A 23,097-nucleotide genomic window follows, 5' to 3' on the forward strand; every position below is an offset into this window, starting at 1 on the left:
TTACTAATTCTAACATTAAAAAATATTTTTTACAATATATTTTAATTACTATAAATTTGATAAATATTTATATATCTCTTCATACCCCTCATACTGTGCTATATCTATAGGAGTAAGCGAATAATTATCTTTTATATAATCCTTTGCCCCAAGCTCTGTTAAAGCAACAACAGCATCATATTTATTATAAAAAACAGCCCAATGCAAAGCCGTTCTTCCATCATCATCTGTTTCATTTAATAAATTCCCATATTCAGCAATATCCTTTATTATTTCAGTATCTCCATTGAATACAGCATACATTAAAAGAGTCTTACTATCTGTATCTCTTATTCTATAATCTATATTTTTTCTATTATCTCTTATAAGTCTCTTTATATCATTAATATTAAGCTGATTATTTTCATTAAGTAATGCTTTCATAACTATTGTACGGCCTGAAGAATCTACATCATTTATATTCGATATTAAATTGATTTTTTTATTATAATAATTATATATAAATACAGCAAATAAAATAAATACGGCGAATAAGATAATAAAGATATTATTCTTATTATTGTTTTCTCTAGTAGAAATTTTTTTAGTATTTTTATTTTTATTATTTTTTTTATTATTTTTATTAGACTTTTTCATAAATTTGCCCTGATATTAATTAATAAACAGTAATTTATATACACTTGTAATAAATAAAATGCATTATTATTATATATAATAATACGAAATTTACTTGAAAAAATTAATATTTATCCTATACTTAATATAGTAGTATTCTAAATAGTAATAATTTTAAGGAGATATATAAAATGGAACTATTAGCACATATTCTAGCAACTGAAAACAATGAAGAATTCATTAAAAAACTTCTAACAGAACTATTTACAAAAGACGAACAAGACATGATACAGCAAAGATTAAGGATAGTTACCTTATTGAGGAAAAAGATGCCACAATATGAAATTGCCAAACATCTAAATGCAAGCCTTTGTTCCATAACAAGAGGTGCGAAGGAATTAAAGAAGGAAGACAGTGCTTTAGCATTAATAGTAGACAAATATCTTATAAACGATAAAAACTTTCAAGAATCATTAAATAAATCAAAATAATAATATACTAATCTCATCAACATAATCAAAATAGGACTTTTTTATAGATAAATAATTATTAGATATATCAAAATATTTATTGTTATTATTTATAATGTTATAATACTTATCATAAAATACTTCATTAAAGTAATTATTGTATTTATCAATATTTATTCCTTTTACTGTTCTTAGTGAAAGGAATATAAATTCTTTTTTTCTAATATCTATATCTAAATATTCATTTTCATATATAGGAAGTTTATTTTTATCAATAAAATCAAAATAATCTCTAATCATTTTTACATTACTGTATCTATTATCATTATAACATCCTACAGCAGATACTCCTATTCCAATATAATCTTTCAAAAGCCAATAATTACTGTTATGAATAGAATTATAGTTAGGCAAAGAATAATTTGAAACTTCATACCTTTTAAAACCAAGCCCTTCCAATGTATCAGAGGCTTTTTTATAATAGATAATAGATTCTTCTTCACTAGGCAAAATATCTTTCCATTTTTTCTGTAATGATTCTGTTAATTCTAAATAATAAAGAGAGAAATGCTTGAGTTTAGGAAGCAAATCATAAGAAAATAATATATCATCTACTATTTGATTTTCACTATTTAAAGGAAGTCCGCATATAAAATCAAGAGATATATTTTCTAAAGATGATTTATTTATTAATTTGAGTGCTTTTATAATATCTTTCTTGTCAATATGTCTGTTTATAACGTATAAACTTTTTTCATTGAATGTCTGTATGCCTAAAGAAAGCCTTATATTTGGTATATTCTCTAAGAATTTAATATATTCATTATTTATATCATTTATATTTGATTCAATGGTTATTTCTTTTATAAAATTTGTATTTAAATCTTTATTATGAATATGTACAATATTTAATATATTATCTAATAAATATTTTAATAAATCAGCACCCAATACAGAAGGAGTACCTCCTCCTAAATATATTGTTTCTATTTCTGATTTATAGTCTGATATTCTTAATTTTAATTCTAATATTAATGCTTCTATATACCTTTTATATATTTCTATTTTATTCATATTAACAATAGAATAAAAATTGCAGTAACTGCATTTATATGTACAAAAGGGTATATGTATATAAAGCCCTGACATAATAATTAGAAATTTTGTGATTGCAAATAATTATAAAGATTAATTATAATGCTGCCTATTTCTTTATAATCATCATTTTTTCCTATTAGAAAATAATAAACATATAAATAATCATCAGGTTCAGGATCATTCTTTCCTTCTCTAAGTTCATACTTTCCAAATATTTTTCTTATTTCATCTTTCATTTTTAATTCATTTAATTTATTTATAATATTACCGCTATTTGAAAATATGCTAAGGTAGCATGTTTTTTTGCTTATAAATAATTTAATTGTAAGATTATTATTTATATTTATAATAATAGGTGTTGAATTTGCATCTTTGTTATTTATAATATTTCCTTTAAATATTTCCTCATCTAAATATCTGCAGTTTTCATTTTGCAAGCCATTATCTTTTAAATATTTGATAGTCTTATTAATAATTTCTATTTGTTCTTTTATAGGAGTTAATTCCAATTTTCTTGATTTAATCAAATAAGCAGCATCTGAAAACAATTTAGAGCATTCTTCAATATCATCTATATTATTAAATGATTCATAAATACCATTTTCATTAAAGAATTTTTCTATTACAGCATTTTTTTCCATATTATTCTCCTCTATTTTATTATTGCTTATACTTTTTTCATTGTCTCTCATTTGAATTAATGCAGAATAAAGAGATATATATTTTTCATATTTTTTTAAAAAATCATACTTATTTAAAATATTATCATCTATAAAAGCGGAAATATCATTATGAGATAAATAACAAATTCTATTATTTTTTTCTAATTCAGATGTTAATTTTTCGCTTAATGAATATGATTCTTTACCATATTTAGTTAAAAATACAATAAATAATTTATTTTCATTTACATATTTTTTTTCAAGTCTGTCATTATAATAATCTTCTAATTGATATTCTAATTCATTTGCATTAATCTTATTTTCCAAAATAATTTCAAAATCATTATTATATATTAGTAAATCAATTCTTCTTCCATTTTTTGTCATTATTTCTGTATCAACATTAATATCATTATTTATACTAATATCATTATGTTTTAATGTATCTTTAATAATGTAATTAGAAAAATCTTTTGCTAAATTAATTTCTATATCATTAAAAATAAAATCAATTTTTAGCATCTCTGCTAATAATTTACTATTATAAACTTCATTGTTAGACCATGGCTCTATAACATTAAATTTAGGTATTCTTTTTTTTCTTTCTTCTTTAAAGTTATTGATTATATTATTTTTTTCTTTTAAAAAAAGATTAAATATATTTAAGAGTTCTGTATTTTCCAAGATAACCTCCGCAAAAACTTTTAATTATAAAGAAAAATTATAATAGATTAATTTATCGGATTTTTATAAAAAAATTCTATTTTAAGAAGTCTTTTAATGAACTGTATTTTTGAGAATGCATCTTTCTTAATGCTTTTTTTTCTATCTGTCTTATACGCTCTTTAGTGAAAGAGAACATCTCCCCTACTTCTTTAAGAGTCTTTCTTTCCTGATCTATTCCATATCTTGCATTAATGATTTGCTTTTCTATATCTGATAAACTTTCGATGGCTGTTTTTAATTCTTCCATAAGTTCTTTATTTATAGCAGTTTCTTCAACATTTTTGGAAGTTTTATCTTCTATCGTATCTATAAGCCTATCTTTCATACCATCATAATTATATTCGCCCTCAAGAGAAATATGTTCTGTACTCATAGACATAATATGAAGTATATCATTAGGGTCTTTATTTAAAATGGTTGCAAGTTCATTAACATCAGGAGTATATCCGCTTTTATAATAGTATTGATGCACGGCTCTTTCTAAATCTACAAAATCCATAGCTTTATTTAAAGGAAGTCTTATAAGTCTTGATTTTTCATTTATAGCCCTAAGAATGCTCTGCCTTATCCAATATACAGCATAGGATATAAAGTGATAGCCTTTATCCGGATCAAATCTGTCAGCTGCTATTATAAGGCCTAAATTTCCCTCACTTATTAAATCTTCTAATAAAAGTCCGCTGTTTTTATACTGTTTTGCTATTGTGATAACAAATCTCAAATTACTTCTAATTAGTTTGGATCTAGCTTCTGCATCCCCTTCTTTTAATCTCTTAGTGAGCTCTATTTCTTCTTCTCTAGTTAAAAGCTTTTCTTTTTTAGCATCTGCAAAATATAATGATATATTGTTCTGTTCTTCCGTATTAGTTCTTAACCTGCTTTCTGACATATTTCTCATACTCTTAAATTAGTTATTAATTATATCATTTTTAATCATTAAATCAAATTATAAATATCTATTTGCAAGATCATGTACAACGGAATGATTGAAAGAATGCGAAGACTTATTAGCGACAACTTTGCCTCTTATAGGTCTGGCTAATATATATAAATCTCCAATTATATCCAAAATTTTATGCCTTACAAACTCATTATCAAAATGTAATTTAGTATTTATTACTTTTCCATCGCAAAGAAGTATATGGCTTCCTATCATACCGCTTCCAGCCATACCCATTTTTTGGGCATAATCAATATTATCTATAGTATTAAATGATCTGGCTCTTCCTACCTCTTCTGTAAACTGATCAAAATTATTAAAATTATATGTATATTCCTGTACGCCTATACTTCCTGAAAAATCTATACGAAGACTTACCTCAAGTCCGTCATAAGGAGAAAGTATTATGTAAGTTTCATTATCATTAACATTTCCATAAGTTAAAGTCTGATCTATTACTATAGGCTCTATATAATCATCCTGCTCTACAAAACCAGCTTCTTTTAAAGCATCGCAGAATACCAAAGCTGAACCATCAACATTAGGTACTTCTCCATCACATTTTACTATTAAATTAGTAATACCCATCATATGAAGTGCTGCTAAAAAATGCTCTGTAGTTTTTATATATCTATTGCCTGATATTAATGCTGTAGAGTTTACTGCACCTGATTTATCTTTAGAAAGTATATTATTATGAGATAATTTTATATGAGTATTTGTATTAATATCTATAAATACTATACCTGTATTAACTTCTGCCGGAAGCAAAGTCAATGCAGTTTTTCTTCCTTCCATTAAAGCAAAGCCGCTTACTACTATACTTTTAGCTATTGTTCTCTGTTTAACTTTATAGCCTGTATTATGATGATGATGTGATTCACTTTCTTTATTTTCTACTAATTCTACTTTATCCGCATCTTCTTTGAATACATCTTCACAGCTTGAAAGAAGTTTTGATATACTAATAGGCTTCTCTAAAAAGTCATAAGCTCCCATTTTAGTAGCTCTTACAGCTGTTTCAACACCAGCATGTCCGCTCATCATTATTACAACAGTATTAGGATGTTTTTCTTTTATATTAGCAAGTATATCAAGCCCATCAACATCCGGAAGCCATACATCTAAAAATACTAAATTTACATTTTTACTATTAAGTATATCTTCAGCTTCTTTATAATTTTTTGCTATATCTACTCCATAGCCTTCATCTTCTAAAATATTCTGACAGGTAGTCAGTATATCTTCTTCATCATCTATTATTAATATATTTTGTTTAGTTGTTACTGTCTGCATATTAAAATCTTCCAATTTATAAATATAGTATATTAATGATATAAAATCAATATCTTATTATAGATTATCGTAAAATAATAATTATTTTCTTTAAATATTCTGATTCTTTATTAATATAACCTTACAAATAAACAAATAGTTAACAAAATTGCAAATTAATATGCAAAAAATATTGTTTTTTTTATACTATAAATGTACAATATAGGACATTAATAATTATTATTTTAAGGAATATTAAAGTGAAAGATTTGCTTATTGAAATATTAGTAGAAGAAATACCTGCAGATTTTGCATATCCTGCCAGCGTAAGTTTTAAAAAAATAATAGAAAATACTTTAAAAAATAATGGTATTAATTTTAGTACTGTTAACTCATACACTACACCAAGAAGATTAGCAGTTTTAGCAGAAAATATAGAAGAAAAATCAAAAGATGAAGTTATAGAATTCAGAGGTCCTTTATTTGAAAGTGCTTTTAAAGACGGTGCTCCTACAAAAGCTGGAGAAGGATTTTTAAAATCTCATAATATAGATGCAAATTCAATAAAAAATATAGATGAAAATGAATCATTTGATAAACCATATATAAAAGAAGTAAATGGAAAAAAATATATATTTGTAAAAAAAGAAAAAAAAGGCATAGAAACTAAAAAACTATTTGAAGAAAAACTAGAAAGTATTGTTTCAAGCATAGATTTCAAAAAGAAAATGAGATGGGGAAATAAAGATTTTGCTTTTGTACGCCCTATAAGAAATGTACTTGCCTTATTTGGAAATGAAATCATTAAAACATCTGTTGCAGGAATAGAAACTAATAATAAAGTAACAGGACACAGACTTCTTTCACCTGAATTTAAAGAAATTAATAATCCTAAAGACTATGAAAAAACATTAGCTGAAAAGCATGTTGTAGTATCAAGAGAAAAAAGATTAGAAAATATTATAAATCAATTAGAAAATATTGAAAAAGAACATGGATATGAGGCTGTTTCAAAGAAAAAAGTATCTGAAATAGTTGTGGATTTGGTAGAAGAGCCTTACTTACTCACTGCTGAATTCGATTCTAAATTCTTAGAAGTACCTAAAGAAGTTTTAACAAGCGAAATGATTGAACATCAAAAATACTTCCCATTATGTAAAAAAGACGGTACTTTAACTAATTTATTTGTAATAACAGCAAATCAGCCTAAAACTCCTCAAATAATAGCAGGAAATATAAGAGTTTTAACTGCAAGACTTTCAGACGGAAGATTCTTATACCAAGAAGATATAAGAAAAGGCATGGACGAGATGAATGAAAGACTTGAAATGCTTATGTTTAGAAAAGAGCTTGGAAGCGTTGCTGATAAAGTAAAAAGACTCGAGAAAAACTCAGAACTTTTAATAAAGCTTTTAGGCTATGAAAAAGATAAAGAAAATATACTAAAAGCTATTAAATATATGAAATCAGATTTAGTAAGTAATATGGTATATAATTTTCCAGAGCTTCAAGGTATAATGGGAGGATATTTTGCTAAATCTATGAATCTTAATGATGATGTTGCTTTAGCTATTAATGAACAATATAGACCTTTATTCGCTGCTGATGAAATACCTTCTAATGATACAGGTAAGGCTATAGCTATACTTGATAAAATGGATAATATAGCAGCAGGTTTCTATGTTGGAGATATACCAACAGGTTCTCAAGACCCTAATGCTCTAAGAAGACAGGCTTTAGGTATTATTAATATACTTACAAAGTCTAAAAAGCATATTAATCTTAAAAAATTAATAGAAGATGCTATCAACTCTATGCCTAAAGATGCTAGAAATAATAAAAGCGAAGATTTAGTAAAAGATATATTCGAGTTCTTTAAATCCCGTTTTGAAAATGATATTGACTTTGCTAAAGATTCTGTTGCTGGAGTTCTTTCTACTGGTATAGATGATATGTATGATGCTTATTTAAAAATAGAAGCTATTGATGCATTTAGAAAGAAAAATGAAGAGCTATTCTCTAATCTTTTATTAGTATTTAAAAGAATTAAGAATATGATTAAATCAGCTAAAGATGTTAATTTAGATGAATCATTATTAAAAGAAGAAGCTGAAAAATCTCTATACAATACATATAAAGAAAAATTGAATGAAGTTAATAAGCTTATGGAAAATAGAGAATATGAAAAAACATTCGCTCTACTTGCAAGTTTATACGAACCATTGGATAAATTCTTCAAAGATATTATGGTAAATGTAGATGATGAGAAAATCAAAAATAATCGTATAGCTTTGCTTTCTTCAGTTGATAAAATCTTCAAGAATATGCTTGATTTCTCTAGTTTGGTAAAATAATAAATTAATAATATTTAATATTTATAAAAGCACTTTCATTTTAATATGAGGGTGCTTTTTTATTATAAAAACTTTTCAAACAGTAATACAAAATGTAAAAAACGTGTTACAAACGAAATATAACTATATTATATACTATGCTATTTATAGAATAATTTCACAAAAACACGAATTACATAATTGTAAAATTTATATAACTTTATATTATATAATTAATACAAAAAAAGGAGAAAAAATGAAAAAAATTATACCTATAGTATTATTTATATCTGTTTTAGTATTTTCATGTAATAAAACAGAAACAACATCAAATCAACAGGGAACATCAAACACTACTACATCCAGTGAAGCAGGAACTATGGACATAGATTTCCAAGCTGTATTTGGTGAAAAAGCTAATGATGATAATAATTTAATGCAAAACTCATATTTAAAAGTTTCAGGAAGTTACGGCAATATTGATGCTAAAGTAGATGCCACTACAGGAGCTTCAACACCAAAAGGAGCTACTAAATCTTGGGACTCATACAGATATGAGAATAATCAATATGCAAACAATAAAATAGAAAGAGGATTAGGTTTCTTTGTACTTTACGGAGTATCTCCTTCTAAAACTTATAATTTTGACGGTATGACAGGAACAGGAACATCTCAAAAAGTATTAAATGGAACTAACGGCCCTATAATCACAGGAACAGGCGTTACTAAAGATGAAACAGGAGTAATCACTATAAGATATGCTCATGCTGGAGGACCTACAGTTTATCCTTGGGTTTATGAATTAAAATCTGATACTAACGGAATATTTAAAATAGGATATGGTTCAGATAATAACAAAGTAAGTACTTCACAAATTTCTAATGATATGAACTTTGCAGATATTCAAATGGCTACAGATAAAGCAAAAGACGGAATACCTTATTGGCAGGGAGATTTACAAGGTACTTTTGAAAATGATACTTTAACTTTGAAAGGTACTTTAAAAGAAGTTAAATAAAAAAAATTAAATATGTTTTATAAGAGGCTTATAATAAAGCCTCTTTTTTTATAAAAAAAATAATTTAAAATTATTGCGGTATTGAATTAAAAAATCATATAGTCTAAAATGGTAATATATAATTTTTTAATAAAAAATATATAAAATATTTTTTTACAGTTAATTTTTATTTTATTATACTATTAGTTTGGAAAAATTTGATATCAGATTTTTACCAAATTATAAAGATTGGAGAAAAATCTATGATTCGATTATTACCTATCCTTCTTTTAGCCGTATTTTTTATCGGATGCGGTCAGCCATCTTACAATAATTCAGAAAATGATATAAAAGCAAAAAATGTTATAATTTTAATTGCTGATGGACAAAGCACTGATGTAATTACATATTCAAGATGGATTAATGGCGGAGAGTCATTAGCCATAGATGAAATGTTAAGCGGAGCAGTTAGAACTCATAATGCTGATTCTCCTATAGCTGATTCTGCACCTGCCGGTACAGCTTTAGCTACTGGATATAAATCATCTTATAAGCAGTTTATAGGTCTTCTTCCAGATGAGGCTATACTTCCTAATTCATCAATACCTACAGAAGCCAGAAGTCCTATAGCAAATGTATTAGAGGCAGCACAACTTCTTGATAAAGCTACAGGAGTTGTTGCTACTGCAGAAATTATGCATGCAACTCCTGCAGCATTTTCTGCTCATGATATCACTAGAAAAGACTATGATGATTTAAGCGAACAGCAAATATTTCAGGATATAGATGTTATACTTGGAGGCGGATATAAGTTTTTTACTAAAGAAGGAAGAAAAGACGGAAAGGATTTGATATCTGAAATTACTAATTTAGGTTATTCTATAATCAGAACTTCTGATGAATTAAATTCTTTCACAGGCGATAAAGTTGTAGGACTTTTTGCAGATGCAGATTTAGCATATGATATAGACAGAAATGAAACATCTCAGCCTTCATTGGCTCAAATGACTTCAAAGGCTATAGAAATACTTTCTAAAAATAAAAATGGATTCTTTTTAATGGTAGAAGCTTCAAAAGTAGATTGGGCTGCTCATGCCAATGATCCGGTAGGATTAGTATCCGATACTTTAGCTTATGATGCTGCTGTAAAAGCTGCATTGGATTTTGCCAAAAAAGATAATAATACTATGGTTATAGCTGTAACAGATCATGGAAACAGTGGTTTTTCTATGGGAAATTATGACACATCTTCAGATTATCAACAAGTACAATTAGCAAGCCTTATAGATCCTATAAAAAAAGCTTCACGTTCTGCTGAATATATAGCTAGAAAAATAGAAGCTGGCGAAGATATAAGAGAAACTATGTCTAAATATTATTCTATTAATGATATGACAGCGGCAGAAGTAAATTCTCTTACAGGAAAAACAGGTGAGGATTTACATTATGCTATAGGTCCAATATTAGCAAAAAGAGCATATTTAGGATTCACTTCTCATGGACATACTGGAGAAGATGTTCCTCTATATACTTATTTACCTAATAATAAAAGAATCACAGGTCTTATAGATAATACTGATATAGCTAAAAATATTGCTAAAGCTATGGGAATAAATTTAGATGAAGCTTCCAAAAAATTATTTATGAGTGAAGATGAAATAAAAAAAGCAGGTGCTGAGCTAACATCTGACGGTCAAATTCTTACTATACGTATGAAAGATAAAACTGCTCAAATGATGAAAAACAGAAATATAATTACTGTAGATGGAGAGAAAAAAACTTTAGCAGGAGTTGTGGTTTATAATGAGTCTAAATGGTATTTCCCTGCTGAGGTATTAGATATATTAAATAAGTAATTTTATTTTTTATATTTATAAGCGGAGCTATTTTTTGCAGCTTCGCTTTTTATTTTTAACAATTTTTATTAAAAGGCATTCTAGTATATACTAAAAATTTTTAAGTTTGTCAATTTTTTGTTGTTCTTTTTCCCGCCGCACATCACAGGCACTTCCTTCAGTCGCAAAAGAAGTGGGGTTGCCGTAGGCACGCACCGCGGAGGCAAAGCCCTGCAAATATTTTAAATTTAAAAAATTTATTTTTGACAAAATGTAGTTGTTTAGGTATATAATTAAATAAATTATATATTTAAATAATTTTAATTATTATAAATAAAAATTGTTAGTAAAATATCCCTGTTAAATAAACTTAACAGATGCTCGCAATTTTTATTTTAAATGCCAAATAATATATCTATAATCATTAATTATATATTTAAATGCTTCCATGCCTCATAAAAATGATGAACAGGGCCATGGCCTTTACCTACACTGTCAACTTTGGCAGCCTGTAATGCATTAAATAAATACTGTTTTCCTAATTTTGAAGCCTCAAGAGGTGTTTTACCATGTGCTATATAACTGCATATTGCGGCAGAAAGCGTACATCCTGTACCATGTGTATTTTTAGTATCTATTCTTAAAGCATCTAAAAACTCTTTGCTTTCTTTATTAATAAATAAATCCCTTGACAATTCACCTTCTAAATGTCCGCCTTTAAGCATAACATTTTTTGCACCCATATTGAGTATATCATTAGCGGCATCTATCATATCATCATCGGTTTTTATTTTTTTTGAAGTTAAATCCTCAGCTTCAGGTATATTCGGAGTTACAACAGTAGAAATAGGAAGTATATATTTTTTTAAACTGTCAACTGCCTCTTCAAGAAGAAGTCTGTCTCCGCTCTTTGCAACCATTACAGGATCAACTATTATAGGTATATTCTTAGCATTATTACTCAAAAAATCGGCAACTAATTTTATTATATCGCTATTAAAAAGCATTCCTATCTTTATAGCATCAGGTATAATATCATCAAATATGCATTCCAACTGTTCTTTTATAGCTTTTAATTCTATTTCATAACAGCTTCTTACACCTTGAGTATTCTGCACAGGTAATGCAGTAAGTACGCACATTCCATAACATCCCAAAGCAGAAAAAGTTTTCAAATCTGCCTGTATGCCGGCACCTCCGGAACCATCAAATCCGGCTATTGTTAAAGCCTTTACCATTATCAAAAACTCCTATAATTTATTATGAATTAAGATTATTTTAATTTTTCTATATATTTATCATATATAAATTTACATATTAATTTAGAATTAAATACTGATAAATCGACAAACTCTCCTATATACTCATTTCCTATTTTTTCAAGTATATTAATAGAAAAACTTATTTTATAAGAACTAATTGACATAGAAGCATTTTTTATAACATGCCCTACTTCTAAACTAGCTTCCTCAGGAGGCATAATAAATTTTAATCCTATAGGAGACATTTCTATTATCATACCATGAAGAATCTGCCTTACACCATCATGTCTAAATACCAATTTAAAATTATCTAAATTATTTATCACTATATGTTTTAATTTCTTAGGCTTAACTCCAGCCTTATCTATTAAAACATTAAATCTATTCAAAAAATCTTTTTCATTGAATGGCTTTAATAAAAATCCTGAAACCCCAATTCTCATCATCTTAGTGAAGAACTCTCTGCTAGGATCAGCAACATGAACTATAACATGAACACCATGATATCTGTCATCTAAATAAATCTTTTCAAGTATACTCTCCATTTCCGTATCATTTTCCTCAACCTCTATAATAGCAATAGAAAAAGGAAGTTTACCAAACATACTTAAAATGTTGTTTTTATCCTTCACAGCCACAACTTCATATCCTGCCGTAATAAGAATACTGATAAAACTGTCCCTTATTTGTAAAGATGAATCATAAACTAATACTCTCATAATATATACCTGAAAATTAATTATATTGTTTTTACATTATATAATAGAAAAAATTAAAATCAATAATATATATAAACTTAATCATAAACTGTAATAGTAAATAATTTTTATAATGTAGTTATTAATATATTACATTTAGTATATTATACATTTAATAAAAATATATTATTATATTTCATTAACAAAAATATAGTAAAAAGTTGTTTTTTTTTATTTATTATATATAATAAAGAGATGAAAACATCTGGATATAATTTATTTCCGCCGCTTCTAGGGCATATAAAAAATTGGTATAGCCATATTGATAGGATTAAAAATATGGGTTTTGAATGGGTGTATATTAATCCTATAACATATCCCGGATTCAGCGGAAGTCTGTACGCTACAAAATATTATTATCAATATAACCCTGCTTTTTTCACTAGCTGTGAACAAGAAATTGCTGAAAAAGAGATTAAGGATTTCATTGCATATTGTAATAATAAAAATATAAAAGTAATGATAGATTTGGTTATTAATCATTCATCAAAGGACTGTAATTTGACTAATGAACATCTTGAATGGTATAAAACCAAAGATGGAGCTTTACAGTCTCCTGGAGCTTGGGATAATGGTAAGTGGATTGAATGGGGTGATTTAGCAATGTTCAATAATAAAAGAGATCCCAATGAAAAAGATGAAGAAGAAAATGCTGATAATCAAAATGACCAAAACAGCAATAAAGAAAATAATCAAAACATAAATAATAATGAAATATTAAATCCTATATGGTATTATTGGAATGATTTAATAAAACATAATATTGATTTAGGATTCAGCGGATTCAGATGCGATGCTGCTTATAAAGTGCCTAAAGAATTATGGAAATATTTGATAGATAATGCTAAACAGATAAATAATGAAGTTATATTCTTTGCAGAAAGTTTAGGCTGCTCTATGGAAGATACTAAAAAACTTATAGATGCCGGTTTTGACTATGTGGCAAGCAGTGCTAAATGGTGGGATTATGATGGAGAATGGTTTATAGAACAGTATGATCTTGCAAGAGAAAAATGCAAACAAATAGCTTTTCCAAGTAATCATGATACTAGAAGACTTATTGAAGAATATGATGGAAACATTTGGAGAGTAAAACAGACTTTCTTTTTTACAGCAATAGTATGCGATATGTGGATGATCACTTTGGGTGATGAGTTCGGATTCTTTAAAAGATGTAATGTTGTAGGCGGAAATGAAAAAGATTATGAAAATATAAATTATGATTTAGGCGAATATATAAAAGATATCACTAATTATATAAAAAATAATCCTATACTTGCTGAATGCGGAAAAATAGTTTCTATAGATATAGAAGAAAAAAAGAAACTAGATGAATTAAAAAAAGAAGCCGATACTCATAACGAGTATCATCAAAATAATGAATATTATGAAAAAGAAAAAATCTATAAGGAAAAAAAAGAAAAAGATCCTTTTAGAAAGTTTTATAAGTATAATTTAGATGGAAGTGATAAACTTTTAATTATAGTTAATATAACTTCCAAAACTCAACAATTAGACACAAAAGAATACGGTATAAAAAAAGATATATCATTTGAAAATAAAATAGAAAATATTACAGAAACTATAGATATATTGCCGTATCAGCTAAAAATATTCACTTTATAGGGAAAAAACGTATTGGTTATAAAATTATAGGAAGTTTATTTTATGGAAGAGAGAAAATCTATAGACAGTTTTTTTTCAGATTTATCTATGGGACTGCTTTTTGCTGAAAACACAAATGAAATAGACAGAGTAGTTGATTTATTCTTAGAAAAAACTTGTCAGTACTACGGTTTTGATTGCGGAGAAGTGTATTTTCCTAAAGGGGATTATCTTATACTTAGAGGAGTATACGGAATAGACAGATATTATGTATGTAAAGTTGATTTTCCAATATCTGCAAATCATTGTAAAGATGTATTGTATGAACAGAAAATTTTTATAGGAGACAATATTAATCATACGAATATGGAAGTATTTTCAAACTATTCATCAATGTTTGTGCTTCCTATATTTTTCTATGCCCATCCTATTGGAGTTGTACTCTTTAGAAACAGAGAAAATAAAACAGAATTCTACAATTCTATAGTTGATGAAATAAAAAATGTTATAGGACACTTTGCTGTATATGCTAATAATGTACTTCAGAGCGTAACATATAAAGAAAGAGATAAACAATTAAAATTGCTTAGAGAATTATATTTGAAATTAAGCGAAGTTGATGATTTTGAAAACAATTTAAATCAATTAGCAAATGATATTGCAAATATTTTCACAGCCAATAAAGCATTTATAAGGCTCAGAAGAGAAAATGGAGAATTATATACAAGATCTAGTTATGGTTTTCCTGACAATTTTGATTATTCAATATTTGAATATAATACATATATAAATGAATTTTGGGATAAAGGCATATTCTATATAAATAATGCAGCAAACAATAAATATTATGAAAGATTCAAAGGCATTATAAATAGATCTGTACTATTCAATAGAATACCTGTGAAAAATGATTGCATAGGCTATATAATGGTTATAGATAAAATACCAGATGCTGTAAATCCGCTTGGAGATTTTGATTTAAATGACCTTAATTTATTCAATCCGCTTTTAGCTAATATAGCGAGTAGAATTTCAGAGCATTACAATATAGTAGAATTAAGCAAGGCAAATGAAAAAAACACAAGGCATATGTCCCGTTTGAATACACTATATGATATAAGTAATATTTTATTAGAACGTTCAAAAACAGAAGACATATTATTTTTACTCTTAACAATTGCTACAATAGGAGATGTATTTGCTTTTAATAGAGCTTTTGCTTTTCTTTATGATAAAGAATTCAATGTATTTAGAGGAAGAATGTGTGTTGCTCCTACAAATGCTCAAGAAGCTGCTATGATATGGAATAATATGCAAAAGCTAGATAAATATGCCCTTAGAGAAAAATTAATGCTTTCCTTTGATAAAAGGAGTATGGAAGATTCTTGGGATTTAAATCAGAAGTTTTTAAACACTGTTATACCAAACAATGAAAATTGTAAATTGTTCTTCGATGTATTTAATAATAAAAACAGCATCAATATAACAAATACAAATACAGAAGAAGTAGAACAAATAAAACAATATACTGATATATTCGGATATTGTCCTTTTGCTATTATACCTATAATGAATGCTACAAATTGTATAGGTATGGTAGTTGTTGATAATTCTTACAATGGAAAACCAATACCGGAAGATGATTTGGATTATTTAAAAATGTTCGGAAGACAGGCCGCTGTTGCTTTGGAATATTCTTATCTTTATAATGAAATAGAAAAAAATAATAATGCATTAAAAGCTGCTGAAAAAAGTTTATTAGATTTAAAAAGCTTGGCTATAATAGGAGAAATGAGTTCTTCTATGGCTCATAATCTTAGGAATTTCATAGTACCTATTGCTGGATTTGCTAACAGGCTTGTAAAGGTAAGTAAAGAGGAAAATATCAAAAACTATGCTCAAATAATAGCTAATGAAGTTGAGAATTTAGAAAATTATTTGAGAAGAAATTTATCATTTGCTAAAAGTATTAATCTGGAAGTGGACAATATAAAAATAGACGATATGATTAAATACCTCACTATTTTAGCAAAAGAATATATTAAAAAAAGCGGCAAAAATATTAAATTCTATGCCATTAAAATCACTAAAGAAGATGTAGTAAAATGGGATTATGATAGAATGAATGAAGTTATATTCAATCTCATAATCAATGCTATAGATGCTATAAATGATGGCGATGAAGATTCAATTATAAGCGTAATATTTGATGATAATGCATACAGAGAATCAATAATAGATATTATAGTAGAAAACACTAATTCATATATAGAACCTGAATTAGCTGAAAAAGTATTTACTCCATTTTTTACTACAAAAAGTCATGGAGTTGGTATAGGACTAGCCATTTCCAAAAGAATAGTAGAAGCTCATGGCGGAAGTATGGTAATAAAAAGTGTTAATAGCCCATCAAAAATAACAACTTTTTTTGTTTCTATACCTGTTAATTTAAATAATTAAAAATCATTTTCCGATAATGAATTTTGGGGAGATGAAATATGGCTAAAATAAGCGAAGCAGCAAAAGCTGATTGTACTAGAATGCAAAATAAATATAAAAATTTGCTTGCAGGAATAGAATCAAAACTAGTAAAAGTAGAAAAAGATTTGCTTACTTTGGAAGATAGTTTTGAAATAGCTGCTAAAAAAATAGAGGCTGCTGTATTATATATTCAGGCATCTTCTTTTATAGCAACTACTTGTTATATAGCTATAGAATTTATAGATGTTCGTTCTGATAATCAGCTTAACGATGGAAGAAGATATATTAACAAAGCAATCATGCTTTTAGAAGAAGTATTCGGAAATCATACTGATGATTCTCTCTCTTTAAATGAAGAAATACATGAATATTTTAAAGGTAAATTATCCGATGAATGGAAATATAAATTTATTTGTTCATTCGGATATATTATAGATTATTTCAAATATTGCTATGGTGAAAACTCCAAATGGCTTCAAAATTTTATAGAAATAGAAGGCAGATTTGCTACAATATGCAAAAATATGATAGACTTCAAAAGCTATATTAAAGAATTAAGTCCTGAACTAGAGGGATATAGATTCAGAGTAAAAATGATGGATCTAGTAAAAAAATTATTAGCTTCTGCCGCTGAACAATATAGAACCAAATATGAACTTCAGGATAAAAGATTAGATGATATGAAAATGGCTTTGAATATCATAGCATCTCTAAGAAGAATACATGTCTATTTAAATGAAAATGAAGAATCCGAAGAGAAAAAGAAAATGTATGATCTTTGGAAAAAGAAAATGGACGCTGATATCAAAAAAATGAAATAAAATCATATCTTTACAATTTTTTACTTTTTAGTATAATAATAATACCTATGAAAATAAAAATTACTTTAATATTATCTCTTATATTTGTTGTTATTATATTAAAAATAGTAACATTTTCTAGAAACTTTGTAGAAAATTATTATTCCAGATTAGTTTATAAAAAAATAGCAGGTACAATAAATAGAATATCTTCGAATTTTAATTTTTCATTAGGAGAACTTCTGCTTTTCTTATTTATAATAGCAGTAATAGTATTTATTGTAATAGCTTTTAAAAAATCTTTATTCAATGCAAATATAAAATCATTAGCAGATAAAACAAGAACAGCTTTAAATTTTTTATATATATTAGTCTGCTCTATGATTGTAATATATATATTATTTCTTTTAGTATGGGGACTAAATTATCATAGAGTACCTTTAATAGAGAATTATCCTCCAAAGGAAATAAATAATGATGATATATATTTATTAGCTGATACTCTTGTAAAAAATATCAATAGTCTAAAAGATGAAATGAAGTATAAAGAAGTGAATACTAATTATCAAGCTTTAAATAGAATGATAGAATCTGAATATAATAAAGTATTTGAAGAATTTGAGTTTTTAAATATGCATTATTCAAAAACAAAACCAATAATGATATCAAAATTATTTTTACATCTTCAAATAACAGGTATATATTCCCCTTTTACTTCTGAGGCAAATGTAAATATACTAATTCCAAGCATATCAATACCTTTTACAATAGCCCATGAAATGGCTCATCAAATAGGAATAGCTTATGAAGATGAGGCTAATTTTATATCATATATAGCCTGCTCAAAACATACAGATCCATTTGTAAGATATTCAGGTAATTTTGAGGCACTTCTTTATGTATTAGGAGAATTAAAAAGAGATGAAAACTATGCACATTTAATGTCTAATTTAAATAGTGATACCAAAGAAGAAATAAAAAAATATTATGAGTTCTGGCAGCAGTATATGGGAAATCTTTCCAAAGTAAGTCAGAAAGTAAATGATACTTATCTTAAAGCAAATAGTCAGGATGATGGAATAAAAAGCTACTCAAGGGTTGTTAAGCTTTTAGTATTATACCATAATATTAACCCTTAATAAAATTTAAACTATTACGATAATAAAATTAACTATAAATTTATAACTATAATAGGATATATTACATGCGTTTAGATGAACCGCCTTATTTTTATCAATGCAAAAAATGCAAAAGAAGATTTACTGTAAGAAGAAAAAAATTTACTATAAATTTATTAATAATAAAACTTAATAAGCAGAAATGTCCTTACTGCAAAAGCTCAAGAACAAGAAATATTGATGATATCGTAAAAGCAATATAATATTTTTTATTGTTTATTTTTAATCTATATATCTTAATTTTTTTATATTTTTACTCTTAATATAATATTATATAAATAATTGCCTATTGAATTATTATAATATTTGATATATAAATCATTATAGGAGGAATTATTTTTATGAATGAAGAATTTAATAATAAAGAATTAAATAACAATGAAACACTAATCAATGATGATAACTCTTTTCCAAAAATTGAAATATATGTCAATAAAATAAAATTATCCATACTCATATTCGTATCTTTAATTTTTGTTTCAATGGGTATATTTATATTTATCAATAAAAAAGAGTTTAAAGAAGAAATTATAAGTATTTTTATATTAATATTTTTTAGCATATGTCTTTTAACTTTTATTTTTCAATGGTTCAAATCTCAAAAACCTTTAATTACATTAGATGAAAACGGCATAGCTTATTATGTTTTATTAAAAAATCAAAATATATTTATTAAATGGTCAGATATCAGAGAAATACTTTTTTCAAAAACATTTATATATATTTATTTGAAAGAAGAAATAACTTTACTTGAGAATAAAAAAAATAATGATGAACCTATTGTTATATATATATCAGAAATAAATATGAAAAGAAATACTTTAATATATCTCATAACATATTATTTTGAAAATAAAAAATCATGAAGGAGATATTTAATTATGAAAGAGGATAATAAATTATATTCAGATAGTAAATTTTCTATTAAAATTTATATCAATAATATAAGATTCTTTGCTGTAATGATGATAGGATTGATTGTTGCCATACTTTTAATAGATGTACTTTTTACAAAAAATCCTGATCAAGACATGAAAGCCGCAATCATATTTGTAGTGTCTTTTTTTATGTTTGGGGTGATTATACTTTCTATCATATTAATAAGAAGTGTAATTTTTAAAAAAGCAAGTTTCATATTAGATGATAAAGGAATATATTATAATAACTTACTTGTAAAAAGTTATATATATGTTCTTTGGAAAGAAATAAAAGATTTAGACATAATAGGAAGCTATCTATTTATATATTTGAAAGATCCTCAAACTTATTATTTTAGAAAATTCAATGGAAGAATTATATCCGAAGATCCGCTATATATATATTTGGGTGATTTGGATATAAGCAATAAATTTATAAATAGTATGTTCAAATTTTTTGATGACAATTATAGAAATATGGCTGATGATAATGATGAAGAGGATGACTATAAAAAATATTATAGAGACTATTATTGATAATATAAAAGGTGCATTAATAAAATGCACCTTTAAAAAATTCAATACTAAATTATTTAAAACTTCTATTTATATCAAGCTCTCTTAAAGTTCTAATCATCTGCATTTCCATCTCTATTCTAAAATTATCATTAACAGCACTATTTATAACATTATTATTAGGATTTCTTTGATATATTTGAGATTTAATAGTTGAATTATTTACTCTCATTTGATTTTCAAGCATTCTGTATCTAGGAGAATATCTGCCGTCTATATCTCTTAATTTTTGTCTATCCCAATAACTCATATAACCGCTTCCGAACTGGTAAAATCTTCCATTTCTGTAATAGCTTTTAGTATATCCAGGATTTGAATATCTTGGCTTTGATAAATCATTTTTATACGGATAAAGAGGTATAGCATTCTTTGCTGTAGATGGTATAAAAGGCCTAACATTCCCCACTCTAGGAGTCGGAGAATAACGATATTGTGAAAAAGCCAAGCTTGCAACAGTTAAAAATATTAAAAATATTTTCATATATACCCTCCTAATTATTTTATATGATTATTATATAACTATTATACAATAAAGCAATATCAAAAAATAATCCCCGCATAATAAATATCATGCGGGGTATAAAGTTGAGCGATTAAAAAAATTATTTATTTTGGTATACTTTGTCTATTTCTAAAAAACACTGACTTCTTAATTTTTGTAAGTCTGCTGAAGCTTTACTTCTAGCATCTATTGCAGCATTAACTGCATTTTGATCTGGAGTTTCTTTTCTCATTTCAGCATTTATGTTTTGTGTTTGATTATATATTTCCATTCTTAAGCTATCCATTTGAGGGAAATATTTATCTTGTATGCTTCTTACTTGATCAATTTGTTCTTGAGTAAGTGCTGCACCATAATATCCGTAACCTCTTCCATATCCTCTTGCATAACCAGCACCATATCCACATGCACCTCTTCCATATCCTCTGCCGTAACCAGCGCCATATCCGCATCCTCTTCCGTAACCTCTGCCATAACCATCACCGTATCCGTATCCTCTTCCGTAACCTGCGCCATATCCTCTGCCGTATTGAGCGAATAATGATACTGAACCTAAAACCATAATTGCTATTGAAATTAATATTACAGCTTTTTTACTTATTTTGTTTTTCATAATGTTTTCTCCTTTTAATTAATATATTTTATTAAATTATTATGCTGATTAATTATAGTAATAACATCCGTTATTATTGCCTCTATTATAATTATTATTATAACCGCAATAATCTCCTCTATTTCTTCCATTTCCATAACCTCTGCCATTACCGTATCCTCTGCCATACTGACCGAATAAAGATACTGAAGCAAAAATCATTATTAATGCTGAAATAAAAATTATAATACCTTTTCTCATATTGTTTTCTCCTGTTTTTTATTTTTTATCATTTTGTTTTCTTATGCCTTATTAGACGACGATAAAAATAAAAAGTTCCCGAAAAAATATAATTTTATTAAAAAAAACGATTTTTTTTATATACTAAGGGCATGTATATGTAATTTACTTGATTTTTTTATATAATTTCTTTATTAATCCTATTTTGCCAAAGCATATATAATAGAATAATGCCAATATTAATACTATAGGAATGGCAACTGCAATAAATCCTATTAAAAAGAATATTATACTTGAGAAAAATTCTTTCAAAAATGAAATCAAATTCAAATATTTATTATATATATTTGTATTACTTTTTATTGCTTCAGGATTTGATATATTTAAAGTTACTCTTGAATAATCAACAGATGACTGCAAATTCTTTAAATTTCCTTTCATACTTTCTATTTCATATGTTAAAGTATTGATTCTGTCTTCTACTTTTAGTATTTCATCAATATTTTTAGCTTCTCTTAAATAATTTCTTAATTTTTCTAAAAGCACTTCCCTATTTTTTATTCTATTTTCTGTATCATAATAAGTCTCTGTAACGTCCTGAGTATTTATATTTTTATTTTCAACTTTTTCATTTTGTTCTATAAAATCTATAAAAGTATAAAGATTTTCTTTAGGTATTCTTATAGTAAGATAATATCTATTTTTAGAAGATTCAACATTATCAAAATATCCATTATATTCTTTTAATTTTTTCTCTATTGATTTATAGCTTTTTTCTACATCTTTTGAATTTACTCTTATATCAACAGATACTATCAATTTTCTTTCTACAGTTTCAGAAGTTGAAGCAGCATAGTCCGATACAGTACTTTCTTCATCCATTCTAGCCTGAGGTACTGGAGGAGGTGCAGGTACTGCTGATGTTGTGGCTAAAAAATTAACATTTTGCTGAGAAGAACCGCCATTGCCACATGATAATAATAATAAAAATATAGATATTATAAATATAAATTTTTTCATACAATTACCCCCAAAAAATCATTAATATAAATGATATTATAACAAATTATTTTTTCAAGCTGTATTTGTATAAAAAGTATATTATTTATAATGTATTTTATATGGTTTTTATAGATAATTAAGATTTAATTCTAATAACTATATTATAATCTTCTATAGTACTTTCATCAAACTTTAAATTATTATGAACAAATATATTTAACTGCAAGCTCTAT

22 protein-coding genes are annotated in these 23,097 nt (G+C 26.1%); 11 read left to right on the forward strand and 11 right to left on the reverse strand.

Features of this window, described 5'->3' with window-relative positions; genetic code table 11:
• Window positions 1-48: 48 nt before the first annotated feature.
• Complete coding sequence (locus BHYOB78_RS10635) at window positions 49-636, reverse strand: ankyrin repeat domain-containing protein (protein ID WP_020064512.1); 588 nt, start codon at window positions 634-636, stop codon at window positions 49-51.
• Window positions 637-806: 170 nt separating this feature from the next.
• Here BHYOB78_RS10635 and BHYOB78_RS10640 point away from each other — a divergent pair, with 170 nt between their 5' ends.
• A complete protein-coding gene (locus tag BHYOB78_RS10640; RefSeq protein WP_020064513.1) occupies window positions 807-1,106 on the forward strand; it encodes a Trp family transcriptional regulator in 300 nt (99 codons plus the stop codon).
• On the opposite strand, the gene hemW is transcribed toward BHYOB78_RS10640, so the two are convergent.
• From hemW to lpxC, 4 genes are all read right to left on the reverse strand, one after another.
• Window positions 1,098-2,234 (reverse strand): radical SAM family heme chaperone HemW, encoded by a 1,137-nt coding sequence (gene hemW, locus BHYOB78_RS10645; RefSeq protein WP_028331332.1) that lies wholly within the window; start codon window positions 2,232-2,234, stop codon window positions 1,098-1,100. The genes BHYOB78_RS10640 and hemW overlap by 9 nt on opposite strands.
• Before the next feature lie 5 nt (window positions 2,235-2,239).
• Entirely contained in the window at window positions 2,240-3,529 is a 1,290-nt protein-coding gene (locus BHYOB78_RS10650) for a PD-(D/E)XK nuclease family protein (RefSeq protein ID WP_020064514.1), read from the reverse strand.
• A 76-nt stretch (window positions 3,530-3,605) separates the two neighbouring features.
• Entirely contained in the window at window positions 3,606-4,460 is an 855-nt protein-coding gene (locus BHYOB78_RS10655) for a sigma-70 family RNA polymerase sigma factor (protein ID WP_020064515.1), read from the reverse strand.
• A 57-nt stretch (window positions 4,461-4,517) separates the two neighbouring features.
• Window positions 4,518-5,807, reverse strand: coding sequence for a UDP-3-O-acyl-N-acetylglucosamine deacetylase (gene lpxC / locus BHYOB78_RS10660; RefSeq protein ID WP_020064516.1), 1,290 nt, complete (start codon window positions 5,805-5,807; stop codon window positions 4,518-4,520).
• A 239-nt stretch (window positions 5,808-6,046) separates the two neighbouring features.
• Between lpxC and glyS the strand changes: the two genes are divergently transcribed.
• From glyS to BHYOB78_RS10675, 3 genes are all read left to right on the forward strand, one after another.
• Window positions 6,047-8,140 carry a glycine--tRNA ligase subunit beta gene (gene glyS / locus BHYOB78_RS10665; RefSeq protein WP_012670790.1) on the forward strand — a complete coding sequence of 698 codons (2,094 nt, stop codon included), beginning with the start codon at window positions 6,047-6,049 and terminating at the stop codon, window positions 8,138-8,140.
• A 235-nt stretch (window positions 8,141-8,375) separates the two neighbouring features.
• Window positions 8,376-9,137 carry a hypothetical protein gene (locus tag BHYOB78_RS10670; RefSeq protein ID WP_012670791.1) on the forward strand — a complete coding sequence of 254 codons (762 nt, stop codon included), beginning with the start codon at window positions 8,376-8,378 and terminating at the stop codon, window positions 9,135-9,137.
• Window positions 9,138-9,379: 242 nt separating this feature from the next.
• Window positions 9,380-10,972 (forward strand): alkaline phosphatase, encoded by a 1,593-nt coding sequence (locus BHYOB78_RS10675; protein ID WP_028331333.1) that lies wholly within the window; start codon window positions 9,380-9,382, stop codon window positions 10,970-10,972.
• Between the two features lie 407 nt (window positions 10,973-11,379).
• Here the strand turns inward: BHYOB78_RS10675 and thiD are convergent, their stop codons facing one another.
• On the reverse strand, window positions 11,380-12,189 hold the full coding sequence (thiD, locus tag BHYOB78_RS10680; protein ID WP_012670793.1) for a bifunctional hydroxymethylpyrimidine kinase/phosphomethylpyrimidine kinase: 810 nt from the start codon (window positions 12,187-12,189) through the stop codon (window positions 11,380-11,382).
• A gap of 35 nt (window positions 12,190-12,224) precedes the next feature.
• The gene (locus tag BHYOB78_RS10685; protein WP_012670794.1) at window positions 12,225-12,932 is read right to left on the reverse strand and encodes a PleD family two-component system response regulator; all 708 of its coding nucleotides are present in this window, start codon (window positions 12,930-12,932) and stop codon (window positions 12,225-12,227) included.
• A gap of 234 nt (window positions 12,933-13,166) precedes the next feature.
• On the opposite strand from BHYOB78_RS10685, the gene BHYOB78_RS10690 reads away from it, so the two are divergent.
• The 7 genes from BHYOB78_RS10690 to BHYOB78_RS10715 all read left to right on the forward strand — a co-directional run bounded on the left by BHYOB78_RS10690 (window position 13,167) and on the right by BHYOB78_RS10715 (window position 20,489).
• Complete coding sequence (locus BHYOB78_RS10690) at window positions 13,167-14,597, forward strand: alpha-amylase family glycosyl hydrolase (protein ID WP_012670795.1); 1,431 nt, start codon at window positions 13,167-13,169, stop codon at window positions 14,595-14,597.
• A 42-nt stretch (window positions 14,598-14,639) separates the two neighbouring features.
• Window positions 14,640-17,036, forward strand: coding sequence for a sensor histidine kinase (locus tag BHYOB78_RS10695; protein WP_012670796.1), 2,397 nt, complete (start codon window positions 14,640-14,642; stop codon window positions 17,034-17,036).
• A 38-nt stretch (window positions 17,037-17,074) separates the two neighbouring features.
• A complete protein-coding gene (locus tag BHYOB78_RS10700) occupies window positions 17,075-17,878 on the forward strand; it encodes a TP0443 family flagellar-associated protein (protein ID WP_012670797.1) in 804 nt (267 codons plus the stop codon).
• 47 nt (window positions 17,879-17,925) lie between these two features.
• Window positions 17,926-18,996, forward strand: coding sequence for a DUF3810 domain-containing protein (locus tag BHYOB78_RS10705; protein ID WP_012670798.1), 1,071 nt, complete (start codon window positions 17,926-17,928; stop codon window positions 18,994-18,996).
• Window positions 18,997-19,061: 65 nt separating this feature from the next.
• Entirely contained in the window at window positions 19,062-19,238 is a 177-nt protein-coding gene (locus BHYOB78_RS13630) for an FmdB family zinc ribbon protein (RefSeq protein WP_012670799.1), read from the forward strand.
• 138 nt (window positions 19,239-19,376) lie between these two features.
• On the forward strand, window positions 19,377-19,901 hold the full coding sequence (locus BHYOB78_RS10710; protein WP_020064517.1) for an STM3941 family protein: 525 nt from the start codon (window positions 19,377-19,379) through the stop codon (window positions 19,899-19,901).
• A 15-nt stretch (window positions 19,902-19,916) separates the two neighbouring features.
• Window positions 19,917-20,489: a hypothetical protein gene (locus tag BHYOB78_RS10715; RefSeq protein ID WP_020064518.1), complete on the forward strand. Its 573-nt coding sequence runs from the start codon at window positions 19,917-19,919 to the stop codon at window positions 20,487-20,489.
• 52 nt (window positions 20,490-20,541) lie between these two features.
• Here BHYOB78_RS10715 and BHYOB78_RS10720 read toward each other — a convergent pair whose 3' ends face one another.
• The 4 genes from BHYOB78_RS10720 to BHYOB78_RS10735 all read right to left on the reverse strand — a co-directional run bounded on the left by BHYOB78_RS10720 (window position 20,542) and on the right by BHYOB78_RS10735 (window position 22,882).
• A complete protein-coding gene (locus tag BHYOB78_RS10720; RefSeq protein ID WP_020064519.1) occupies window positions 20,542-21,009 on the reverse strand; it encodes a hypothetical protein in 468 nt (155 codons plus the stop codon).
• Between the two features lie 121 nt (window positions 21,010-21,130).
• A complete protein-coding gene (locus tag BHYOB78_RS10725) occupies window positions 21,131-21,643 on the reverse strand; it encodes a Spy/CpxP family protein refolding chaperone (RefSeq protein WP_020064520.1) in 513 nt (170 codons plus the stop codon).
• Window positions 21,644-21,691: 48 nt separating this feature from the next.
• Complete coding sequence (locus tag BHYOB78_RS10730; RefSeq protein WP_020064521.1) at window positions 21,692-21,883, reverse strand: hypothetical protein; 192 nt, start codon at window positions 21,881-21,883, stop codon at window positions 21,692-21,694.
• 144 nt (window positions 21,884-22,027) lie between these two features.
• A complete protein-coding gene (locus BHYOB78_RS10735; protein ID WP_012670805.1) occupies window positions 22,028-22,882 on the reverse strand; it encodes a DUF4349 domain-containing protein in 855 nt (284 codons plus the stop codon).
• Between the last annotated feature and the right edge of the window lie 215 nt (window positions 22,883-23,097).

This window comes from Brachyspira hyodysenteriae ATCC 27164 (assembly GCF_001676785.2).
GTDB lineage: Bacteria > Spirochaetota > Brachyspiria > Brachyspirales > Brachyspiraceae > Brachyspira > Brachyspira hyodysenteriae.